This is a genomic window from Methylomonas sp. DH-1 (genome assembly GCF_046097555.1).
Lineage (GTDB): Bacteria > Pseudomonadota > Gammaproteobacteria > Methylococcales > Methylomonadaceae > Methylomonas > Methylomonas koyamae.
The window spans coordinates 3,586,327-3,597,641 of record NZ_CP143089.1; the positions used below are offsets into that span (position 1 = coordinate 3,586,327).

Here is an 11,315-nt window from a genome sequence, read left to right on the forward strand (position 1 = left end):
CGCGGCCGGCGGCCGTTAGCGCGGTCAACGCCCTTTGGTTTCCGCCCGTTTCAACCAACCGAATAACTCGCTGTCGGTCGATAGCACCAGACTGGCCTCGCTGCCGATCACGCTCCGGTAAGTCTCCATGCTTTTCAGGAATTTATAGAACTCGGCCGCTTCCGGCTTCTGCGCGTAAGCTTTGGCGTAAATTTCGGCGGCCTTGGCATCGGCCTCGCCTTGAATTTCCTGCACCCGCTTGTACGCCGCGGATTCGATCTCGTTGATATCGCGCTCCTTGTTGCCGTGGATGCGCGCGGCTTCGCCTTCACCCTCGGACCGGAAGCGTTGCGCGATTTGCAGGCGTTCGCTGATCATGCGCTGGTGTATCCGTTCCAGCACCTGCCGGTTGTAGTTGATGCGTTTGAAACGGACATCCAACAGTTCGACGCCGAACTCGGCCAGTTTCGGCGCCGCTGCCGCATAGACGTCGTTTTCGATGGCGGCCCGTCCGACCCGAATCGGCCGCAACACGCCGATTCCGGCCTCCTCGCCGGCCAGACCGGCCAAGCTCTCGTCCTGCAACGGTTTCCGCTGCTTATCGTTACGCACTACCTCGATCAACTCGTGGCGAGCAATCGCGGTGCGGGTTTCGCTGCCCAAAATGTCTTCCAGCCGCGACTGGGCGCTGCGTTCGTCGCGCAAGCGCAGGTAATAGCGCATCGGATCGGTGATGCGCCAGCGGGCGAAGGTATCGACCTGGACATAGGTTTTGTCCTTGGTCGACATCTCCACCATCGGCCCGTCCCAGGCCAGGTAACGTTTGTCGAAACTATTGACCTGTTGCACGAACGGCAACTTGAAATGCAGGCCGGGATCGGTAATCGGCAACCCTATCGGCCGACCGAATTGGGTGATGATGACTTGCTCGGTCTGGTTAACGGTGTAGCTGCAAGCAAGCAGCAAAAATAGCATTATGGCGATGACGCCTATCGGCTTGCCGAAACCATTCATTTTGCCACCTCGACAACTTGCGGGCTGGGCGGCGCCAGCAGCGGCAGAATCTGTTGCACCGAATCGTCGACGATGATTTGCTGTTTGGCTTGCGGTATCACTGCGGCCATCGTCTCCAGATAAATCCGGGTGCGGGTGACTTCCGGCGCTTTCAGGTATTGTTCCAGCACCTGGTTAAAAGCCGTGACGTCGCCTTCGGCTTCGTTGATGCGTTTGAAGCGGTAGCCGTCGGCGGCGCGTATCCTTTGGTCCGCCTCGCCGCGCGCTTTCGGCACGGCTTTGTTGTATTCGCCGTTAGCCAGGTTGATCACGTTCTCCCGGTCCTGCTGCGCCCGATTGACTTCGTTGAACGAGGGCTGTACCGGTTCCGGCGGGTTGACGTTTTTCAGCTGCACTTGGTTGATCGTCACGCCCAAGCGGTAGCGCTCGGCCAATTCGCGCACCCGCGCCAGCACGGTTTCCTCGATTTCCTGGCGGCCGATCGTGATGATTTCGTCGACGGTACGGTCGCCGACCACTTCCCGCATCGCCGCTTCGGAAATGTCGCGCAAGGTCAGGCCGGGATCGCGCACATCGAACAGGTACTTCTCCGGATCGGTAATCCGGTATTGCACGATCCATTCCACCAAGGCCGAGTTCAAATCGCCGGTCACCATGGCCCGTTCCAGCTCCGGTTCCTGGCCGGCCTGATCCGGATTGGTAAAACCGGGCGAGGCAAAGCCGAACTCCAGCTTTTGTTGGCGCTGGGTCGGCACTTCGATCACCTCGTCGACCCCGAACGGCAGTTTGGCGTGCAAGCCGGACGGCACCTTGTCGGTAAATTCGCCGAAGCGTAACACGATGCCTTCGGATTCGGCCGGGATGGTATAGAAGCAGGTACTGGCGGCAATCAGACCGCCGATGCCCAACAGTACCGCCAACGGCGGAACCGGCAGCGGCTGCGGCCAGCGTTCGAAAATGGATCGGGAATCGTTCATCGGTAAGCTCCGCAGCGCAGCGGCCGCAACACAGCGGCCCATGGCGACAAGCTTAGCGCAAAAACTCCAGCAATTGGCTGGCGGTCAACGGCCGGCTGAACAGATAGCCCTGCATTTCGTCGCAACCTTGCTGTTGCAAGAAGGCTTTCTGCTCCGACGTTTCGACGCCCTCGGCGATGGTTGCCAAGCCCAGGCTGTCGGCCAGGCTGATCACTGCGCTGACGATTGCCTTGTCTTCGGCGTCGGTACTGATATCGCGCACGAAGGACTGGTCGATTTTCAGTTTGTAGACTTTGAATTTCTTCAGGTAGCTCAACGACGAATAGCCGGTGCCGAAATCGTCGATAGACATCCGGATGCCGCGCCGGTGCAGATTATCCATCGCCGCAATCGCGGCATGCGGTTGGTTCATCGCCACCCGTTCGGTCAATTCCAGTTCCAGATATTCCGGCGGCAACCCTTCCTGGTCCAGAATGCTACCCACCAAATCCGGCAATGTCGGTTGGCTGAATTGCACCGCCGACAAATTCACGGCCATAACCAGCGGCTCCAACCCGTCCGCCATAATCTGCCTGGCTTGGCGCACCGCGGTTCTGATCACCCATTCGCCGATAGGCAGGATCAAACCGCTGTCCTCGGCCACCGGAATGAATTCGGCCGGCGACACCTGGCCCAACTCCGGATGCCGCCAACGCAACAAGGCTTCGGCACCGGTCACCTTGCCGGTTTTCAGCGACAATTGCGGCTGGTAGTGCAACTCCAGTTCGCCGCGCTCCAGCGCATGGCGCAGGCCGTTGACCAACTGCAGATTGCGCGCCGAATTGGCGTGCATTTCCGGCGTGAAGAAGCGGCAACCGTGGCGGCCTTCCAGCTTCACCCGGTACATTGCGGTATCGGCGCTTTTCGATAAGGTTTCCAGATCCTCGCCGTCGTTCGGATACAGCGCGATGCCGATCGATGCGCTCATGTTCAAATCGTAATGCTCGATGCGGAACGGTGCGGAAATCGCGTCCAGCAATTTTTGGGCAATATAGGCGGCAGCGTTGGCGTTGGCTCCGGGCAACAAGACGATGAACTCGTCGCCGCCCAGCCGGGTGACGATATCCTCGGCCCGCAGCGCGGCGCGCAACCGATTGGCCAATTCGACCAGCAAGGCGTCGCCGATGCTGTGCCCCAAGGTATCGTTAACGTCCTTGAAGTGGTCGATATCCAGAAACATCAGTGCCAGTTGGCCATTGGTGCGCCTGGCCAGACCCAACGCATACTTCAAATGGTTATTAAGCTGGCCGCGGTTGGGCAGTCCGGTCAACGGATCGTAATTGGCCAACTGGTAAATGTGTTCCTCGGCCTGCTTGCGTTCGATAGCCAACGCCACGAAATGGGCAACCATATCCAGCAGGCGTAAGGCGAAATTGTCCGGGGACGCCGGATAGCGCTGGTAAATGGCGAAGGTGCCCAGCACCTTTTTGGCGGCACCCAAGATCGGCTCGGACCAGCAAGCGCCGAGTCCGGCTTGCTCGGCCAGGGCTTTATAATTCTCCCAGTACGGATGCCGGGCGATGTCGGCGACGACGGTACGTTGCCCGGTGAATGCGCTATTGCCGCAAGAACCGACTCCCGGCCCGATCTCGGCGCCGTCGATCGCCCGGTTGTAAAAATCGGGCAACCCGGGTGCCGCGGCAACGCGCAAATGTCGCCCGCCTTCGTCCAGCAGCAATACCGAACAAATACAATCCGGCATGGCGCTTTCCAGCTTGCGTACCACCTCGTCCAGTAATTCCCGCAACGAACCGCCGCTATTCAGCCGCTCCAGCATGAAGGTGCGCAAGATTTCCATTTGCAGGGCGTGCCGGCGCTCGGCCTCGCGTTCGAAACCCTTCAAGGCGTGGTCGATGTCCATCGCCATTTCCAGCAGCAAGTTGCGGGCGGCAAAATCGAAAGCGTTTACGCTATCGGCGTATAAATTCAGCGTTCCGACCGGCACGCCGTTTTTGTGCAACGGCAATGCCGCCGACGCCCGCCAACCGAATTGGGCGCCGCGCTCGTGCCAAGCCGCCGTAGTCGGATCGTGCAGATAATCCTGGCACCAGTAGGCCTTATCCTCCCGCAGCGCGGTTCCGGTCGGGCCGCAACCGTTACCGTACTTGGCATCGACACCGATCGCGATGCCGGCCAGATATTCGACGCCGCTACCGTAACTCGCCACCGGCACCACCGTTTGCCCGCTGGGGTCGAGCATGCCGACCCAAGCCATTTTCATGCCGCCGAACATGACGGCATCGCGGCAGATTTGCGGAAACAACTCGGCTTCGGAATTGCAACGCACAATCGCCTGGTTGCATTGGCTCAACGCGGCGTAAAGCTGGGTCAGGCGCAGGGTTTTCGCTTCGGCGCTTCTGCGGTCGGCGTCGATTCGGGCCAATTGGCGCTGGGTTTCCGACAACCATCCCATCACGCTATTGTGCAAGTTGGCGGGCACCGCTACGGGCTGGCTAAAATCGCCGCGGCCCAATTCGGCGATTTGCTGGTGCACTTGTTCCGGCGATGCACCGAGGATGGCGTAGACGGTGCGGTAGACCCACCACAAACCCAGCACCAGCAGCAGACCGGCGACGGCGATACTAATCCGCAGCAGCCAAGCCATTTCGGCCTGTTGTCGAGCCGAGCGCTCGCTGCGCATCTTCACCATGCCGCGCGCCTCGCCGATGCTGCGAGCCCATTCCGCATTGGCCCGACGGTAAGCCGGGTTATCCAGCATAGACGCCGCCCGGAAGCGGTTGGCGGCATCCGCCGGGTCGGCGGTTTCGGCCAGTTGCATCGCGGCGAGCTCGATGGCCGCCAGTTCGCCGGCTTTGGCTTTCGCTTCGGCCAGTTTCGCCAGTTCTTCGACGGTAAACCCGGCGTCTTGCCACGCATCCGGCCGGTCGCCGCCGCGCAATTCCGCCGCTTCCCGGTATCGGCGCCGGTACTCCGGATCGGCGCTGACGATGTAGCCGAGCGCCATCCGCCAAGCTTCGCCGGATGCCTTATCCAACTCGTCGACCAGACGGTATGCGTCCAGCCCAAGCCGGTAGTCACGGCCAATCCGGTTTTCGTTGCCGATGCAATAGAAAACCGAACCGGCAAGCAACAGCAAGGCCAACGCGCTGAGCCAGAGGCTATTCGATAGGCGGGAATGACGGCGCTGCCAAATCATAGGCTTATTCCTTAGTGGTAATCCCTGCGACACTGGGCGAACCCAACGCCGCCGGCGGGACTTGTACTGCGAACGAGGCGATTATTCCACACTGCCGGCTACGCCGCCGCGTCTCCGCTCCCGGTTTTTAGCCGCGAGGCACAACTTTTTTGGGCGCCGGCCAACAAATGCTACCGTAACCGCATTGATTGATCGACAATGGCCGACGCCAACCCCAGCTCCACCAGACTTCCGAGGACGATCAGATGAAAACCCCCATTACCGTGTTGATCCCGCTTCTGCTGCTGTTATGCCGGCTGCCATCGGCGGCTGCCGAGCAATTGCAGGTTGGCGATTCCGCCCCGGCGTTTCAAGCCAAAACCCACAGCGGCGACGATTTCGATTTGAATGCGCGACGCGGCAACGGCTGGACCGTATTGTATTTTTATCCTAAAGCCGGAACGCCGGGGTGCACCGCCCAAGCCTGCGCCTTCCGCGATGCGATACAAGCCATCCGCCAGCAGGGCGCCGAGGTTTACGGCCTGAGTACCGATAGCGTGACCGAACTGGCCAACTTCCACCGCGAACATAAACTCAGCTTCACGCTGCTGTCCGACCCCGACGCCAAGGTCACCGAGGCTTACGGCGCGAAAATGCCGGTGTTAACCATGGCCAAACGCTGGACCTTCATCATCGATCCGGAGTTGAAGGTGCGCCGCATCGACGACGACGTCGACCCGGCGCTGGATGCGCAAAAAGTGGCGGCGGCACTGAAGCAGTTGCAGGCCAAGCCCTGAGAACCGGCCGGCTGGCGACTTATTGAATCCTGACCAGATAGCCGTCGGTTTTCTCGCAGCCCGGCTTGCTGTGGGCCGTGACGCTGACCCGGACGAAACCGTGCTCGATCGGCCGCTCTATCTTGCCGCGCACCTCGTAGCGTCCGCTCTTGTGCTGGCTAATGTATAACTCCTTGGCCGTGTATTCGTATTTGATATCGCCGGCACCGACATGCACGACAATGGACGTCGGCGTCGTGTTGGCGGAAGCCGACAGCGAAAACTCCTGAAACGACTGCAAATATTTGTTGGCCGCCGGTTGAAACTCGGAAAACGTCGGCTTATCGCAGTGGCTCGAACTTTGGCTGCTGCCGTAGGCGTAAGCGATATCGGCGCTCAGGCTTAACAAACAGACAGCGGTAAGGCGAAAAATCGTAGTCATCTTTATCTCCGTTGGCACGCGTTGGTTGAAATGGCTGCATAGCTTACCAAGAAAAACCGCGCAGGCCGGAGAGGGAAAACAACCATTCGCCTCGATGCCGTACAAACCGCGATTCCCCTGGCCGTCCACCAAGCAGCGCCGTCGAGTTCCATTCGAGACATACATTGCCTCGCGGCTGGGTGCAGTTACATTGGCTTTCGCCGAAAGCGAGCCGCTATCGTCAAAAATGCACATCGTAAACCGTCCAGTTTGAGGATTCAGCGAATTCATAACATTCGGATTCTTTGCGTTCAACGTTCTAATTTAGTGCTTCTGCGATAGCTACCGTGCACCGAATCTTTAAGCGAAAACAAACGATAAACGCTGTTTTATCCTTTCGGAAAAGGTCAAATTAACGATTAAAACATGCGGTGATCGCCGCGATTGGCTTGGGTGCATAAAACGCTGAATACTTGATGAATGCGGAACCCGGCGATGGTTTTGATTGCTTTTCCAAGTACTTTCAGTGCAGTCCTGTATGCTGCGCCGATCAAGGCATAAAGGCTGTATCGACAGCGCTGTTCGCCGAATTAGCCATCCAGCCGCCGCCGAATGCCCGGTACAACGACACCATCGCCACGCTGACCGCCGTTTCGGCTTTGGCGCGATCGTCACTGACGGCCAGCTTGCCGCGTTGAGCATCCAGCACCGCCAGATAATTCGCCGCTCCGCGACTATACAAGGCATCGACCAGCCGGTAGGCTTTTTCCGCCGAGGCTTCCGCTTCGCTCAATCGTCCAAAGCTATCGCTAGCGGAACGATGGGCGACGAAGGCGTTTTCCACGTCCTCCAGGGCCAGCAAAAAAGTCTTCTCGTAATTGGCGGCGACTTGCTCCAGCCGCGCATCGGCGGCGGTAATCTGGGCGCGGATGCGGCCGGCGTTGAATATCGGCGCCGAAAGGCCGGAACCCAACGCGTAAACGCTCTCGGCCAGACTCGGAAAACCGCCGACCGCTATCGCGCCGAGACCGCCGCTGGCCGACAAAACGATCTTGGGATAAAGATCGGCCCGCGCCGAACCCAGACTGGCCGCCGCCGCGCTGACTTCGGTTTGCGCCAGACGTAAATCGGGACGTTGCGCCAGCAAATCGGCCGGCAGCAGCTTGGGCATGGCCGGCGCTTGCTTCGGCAACGGGCCGGCGGCGGCCAGCCGCGTTCCCAAGTTTTCCGGCGGCTCGCCCAGCAATACGCCCAAGCGATGGATCAGGTTTTGCTCGGCGTTAGTCAGTTGCGGCAGCGTCGCTTCGGTGCCCTGCAACAGCGTTTGCTGGCGGGCAAGGTCCGCCTCGTTTGCCAGTCCGGCTTTAACAAATGCCTGCAAAGTCCGCAGTCGTTCGCGCTGCAAATCAATATTTTTTTGCAGAATGCCGATGCGTTGCTGCACGCCGCGCAGCTCCAGATAGTTGGTCGCCACCTGGGCCAACAGGCCGACTTGCGCCGCATGCAAGCCTTCCTGGCTGCCTTCGGCTTGCGCGGCGGCTGCTTCTGCTTCCAGATGCCGGCCGCCGAACACGTCGATTTCCCAGCGCGCCGCCAAGCCGCCGCTGACGGCATCGGCGGTCGGCGTAATCAATTTCATGCCTTGTCCGTCCGGTACGCCGACGATGCGGTCGATGCGCTTTTCCCGGCCGCCGGACAGCGAGAAATCCAGGCTGGGATACAACGCCGCTTCGGCGACGGTCACCATCGCGCTGGCTTCGCGGACCCGAGCGGTGGCGATTTTCAGATCGTGGTTGGCGGCCAAGGCTCGGTCTATCAACTCGTTCAGCAAGGGATCGTTGAAACCTTGCCACCAGGTTTTCAGGTCCGCTGTTTCGGGGGTTTGGGCACTGGGCGCATGTTGCCAGGTTGCCGGGCTATTGAGCGCCACCTGGTCGCCGACGCGGGTTGGCGTGCAGGCGATTAGACTAGCCATGGATAGAATGGCTAGCGGTGTTAAATATTGCCTAAGTCCGTGTTCTCGCCCAACAAAAGCCGGATAAATGGCTGATAAAAAAGGGATAATAGGTGTCTTATTTGTTCACCCAAAATAATCATGCGTCGCTTCAAGCTGAAAGCTTCCAAAAAGGAATTCACCTCGTATGCGGGTTTGGCCTTGGTGGGTCAATGTCTGGACATCATCAATGTTGAAGCGGTTGTCGATGGGCGGATACCGGTTTCGCAAGGCATCAAGACGTCCGACCTCGTGAAATCGGCGACGGGCCTGCTCAGCATCGGCAAGAGCGACTTCGAGGCGATTGAGCCGTTTCGGGAAGACCGTTTTTTCAAGCAGGCGCTCAACCTGCGCAAAGTGCCGGGCAGCGTTTGGTTGCGGCAGCGCCTGGACCGCGTCAGTGACCCGCTGCGCGAGCCGTTGGACGAGATGTCGGTTCGCCTGCTCGAAGGCGCCGCCGCGCCGATTACGCCGCACAAAGGTTACGTCTGTTTGGACATGGATACCTTTGTGATGGATCAAAGCGGCAGCCAGAAGGAAGAGGTCAGCCGTACTTATCAGGGCGTGGACGGTTATACGCCGGTGGCAGCCTATCTGGGCAACGAGGGCTGGTGCGTTGGCCTGGAGCTGAGGCCCGGGCGCTGGCATTCGTCGCTGGGGATCGAGTATTTTCTGGAACGGCTGTTGCCGCGCGTCGAACGTCTGGTGCCAGCCGAACAAGCGGTGCTGATGCGCAAGGACTCCGGGTTCGACAGCGCCAAGCTGTTATTCAAAGCCGCCGAGGAAAAAGACCGCTGGGCCGCGATGGGGCGGTCGTTCGATTATCTGGTGAAATGGAATCCGCGTCGGCAGGACAAAGACCAGTGGGTGGCGCAAGCCGAAGCGGTGGGTGCCTTCGTCGAAAAACGTGCAGGCAAACGCGAAGCACTCTGGTCGATCAACGTTGAACGCCGCTTTGGCAAACAAACTCGCCCGTTTCGTCTGGTGCTACGCCTGATCGAACGCACCATCGACAAGCGCGGGCAGCACTTGCTGCTGCCCGACATCGAACTGGAAGGCTGGTGGACCAGTCTGGACGACGAGGAAGCCATGGTCATCGAACGCTACCGCGACCATGGCACCCATGAGCAATTTCATTCCGAGTTCAAGACCGACCTCGACCTGGAGCGGCTACCGTCCGGCAAATTCGACACCAACGACGTCATCCTGCGCTTAGGCATGCTGGCCTACAACTGCTTACGCTTGTTGGGCCAACTGGGCCTACTCGGCGACTTGGCGCCGATCCGACACCCCGCCAAGCGGCGGCGCATCAGAACCGTGTTGCAGGAAATCATGTATCGCGCCGGGCAAGTCATCCACAAAGCCCGGCAGTGGTGGCTGGATTTGGGGCAGGCTTCGCCAGTCGCCCGGCTGTTTGAGTATTTGCAGCAGCGGTTGGTGGTTCAGCCGAACGCTACGCCGGGATAAACGCGGACCGAAACACACAATGACTCGGCTCACTCCCGGCGGATTACCCCCCCGGGCTTGCCGCCCTTTGGGGTATTGCCCACTCAAACGGGCTAATCGAGCCTGGGCGGACCGCTTTTGGGCGAAAAAATCGTCCGCTGGATGATAAAAAACAACGTTGCAAGGATGCGGCATGTAAAAAAATGCACTCATGCGCATTTGGAGGCGTTTACGTTAGTGCGAACACGGATTCAGGTATTGGTTATTCATTGTAAAACTCCGTGGGCGTCGCGTAGATACCGTCTTAAAAGTCAACTTTGAAAAGCGTAATCGCCCCGGTAAGGCTCGCGAGTTTTCAGGACACCAAAGCACAAATGTACGAGTTTACGCATAGCACCACCGAGAGCGGACATTTTGGTTTTTCCACGTGCCTGCAAACGCAGATAGAGTGCTTTGAGATGAGGGTTGTATTGAACGCCGACTACGGCAGCCATATAGAGGATGGCCCGCATACGGGCCGGCCCGGCTTTAGATAGTCGGGGCCGTCCTTGAATCGAGGAACCGGACTGTCGCTCCACGGGCACCAAACCCAGGTAAGCGGCCAATTGTTCAGCGGATTGAAAGTGATGATTGTGCATTACCGCTAACAAGTGATTGCTAACCTGGGGACCGACGCCGGGAATACTGATTAACAGCGTCCGGTCCGCCTTCAGTTCAGGGTGCTGATCGATATGGTCGTCGATGTCGATCTGGAGTTTAGCGAGTTGAGTTTCCAGGAAAGTAATAGAGTCGAGTAGGGATTGGTGAATCAGTGCCGGAGTATCGGTGGCCTGGGCTTTTTCCAGGCGGTTGCGCTCGCGTTGCAAATCCTGGGCGATCGCTTCACGGCGGGATAACAGGGCTTGCAAGGTGCGAGCTTCTGGAGTTGGAGGTGTCCAAGGCCTGGGGTTCAACAACGCGCCGTAACGAGCCAACACCAGACTATCGACGCCGTCGGTCTTGGTGCGCACACCCAGGCTGCGGCCAAAGTCTTTGACTTGAGCGGGATTTACAATCGAGACCGTGACGCCTGCATCGCTCAAGGCGAGTGTAGCCTGTTCGTGATAAACGCCGGTTCCTTCCAGGATAGCGTGTAGCGTGTCAGGCGTGGCCTGTTGTTTTACACACCAAGCTAACAGATCGTCGACGCCCGCTTTGGAATTGGTAACGGATTTCGCACGGCGTTTGGCAGTGGCAACATCCAATAACAGACTGCAATCAAGTTTGGCTTTAGAAACATCGATACCGATAAAAAACTAGAGTGATTCAGCATGAAGAAACAAAATAAACCAACCGAGCCCACTTGCCTTGTGCATACAGGGTCATTGCCCTTGGCTACCGTTCAGTGTCTTCGTTGGCATCAGAAGCGAGACAGAAGGCTTAATCTACATGCCAAGGTCGAACCTTAAGGGTACGCACAAGCTCTTTCTGTCTCAGTGCCAAGGTAGCTAACCATGGCGACAAGTAAGATACAAGGGTACGCACCGCGTACCTT

Annotated in this window: 8 protein-coding genes; 2 read left to right on the forward strand and 6 right to left on the reverse strand. The window is 58.7% G+C overall.

Going from position 1 to position 11,315, the window contains the following annotated elements:
- Window positions 1-24 precede the first annotated feature (24 nt).
- From hflC to VXJ35_RS16315, 3 genes are read right to left on the reverse strand one after another with little or no spacing between them, the layout of a single operon-like run.
- A complete protein-coding gene (gene hflC / locus VXJ35_RS16305) occupies window positions 25-993 on the reverse strand; it encodes a protease modulator HflC (RefSeq protein ID WP_064022380.1) in 969 nt (322 codons plus the stop codon).
- Entirely contained in the window at window positions 990-1,970 is a 981-nt protein-coding gene (gene hflK / locus VXJ35_RS16310) for an FtsH protease activity modulator HflK (RefSeq protein ID WP_054761462.1), read from the reverse strand. The genes hflC and hflK overlap by 4 nt, the downstream gene beginning before the upstream one ends.
- Window positions 1,971-2,022: 52 nt before the next feature.
- Window positions 2,023-5,166: an EAL domain-containing protein gene (locus VXJ35_RS16315; protein WP_064022381.1), complete on the reverse strand. Its 3,144-nt coding sequence runs from the start codon at window positions 5,164-5,166 to the stop codon at window positions 2,023-2,025.
- A gap of 245 nt (window positions 5,167-5,411) precedes the next feature.
- Here VXJ35_RS16315 and VXJ35_RS16320 point away from each other — a divergent pair, with 245 nt between their 5' ends.
- Window positions 5,412-5,942 carry a peroxiredoxin gene (locus tag VXJ35_RS16320; protein ID WP_082881105.1) on the forward strand — a complete coding sequence of 177 codons (531 nt, stop codon included), beginning with the start codon at window positions 5,412-5,414 and terminating at the stop codon, window positions 5,940-5,942.
- Window positions 5,943-5,961: 19 nt separating this feature from the next.
- On the opposite strand, the gene VXJ35_RS16325 is transcribed toward VXJ35_RS16320, so the two are convergent.
- Complete coding sequence (locus tag VXJ35_RS16325) at window positions 5,962-6,363, reverse strand: hypothetical protein (protein WP_054761457.1); 402 nt, start codon at window positions 6,361-6,363, stop codon at window positions 5,962-5,964.
- A gap of 529 nt (window positions 6,364-6,892) precedes the next feature.
- Window positions 6,893-8,317, reverse strand: a complete 1,425-nt coding sequence (locus VXJ35_RS16330; RefSeq protein WP_064022382.1) for an efflux transporter outer membrane subunit — start codon at window positions 8,315-8,317, stop codon at window positions 6,893-6,895.
- A gap of 120 nt (window positions 8,318-8,437) precedes the next feature.
- Here VXJ35_RS16330 and VXJ35_RS16335 point away from each other — a divergent pair, with 120 nt between their 5' ends.
- Complete coding sequence (locus tag VXJ35_RS16335) at window positions 8,438-9,802, forward strand: IS1380 family transposase (RefSeq protein WP_064020516.1); 1,365 nt, start codon at window positions 8,438-8,440, stop codon at window positions 9,800-9,802.
- 290 nt (window positions 9,803-10,092) lie between these two features.
- Here VXJ35_RS16335 and VXJ35_RS16340 read toward each other — a convergent pair whose 3' ends face one another.
- On the reverse strand, window positions 10,093-11,070 hold the full coding sequence (locus tag VXJ35_RS16340; protein WP_064022383.1) for an IS110 family transposase: 978 nt from the start codon (window positions 11,068-11,070) through the stop codon (window positions 10,093-10,095).
- Between the last annotated feature and the right edge of the window lie 245 nt (window positions 11,071-11,315).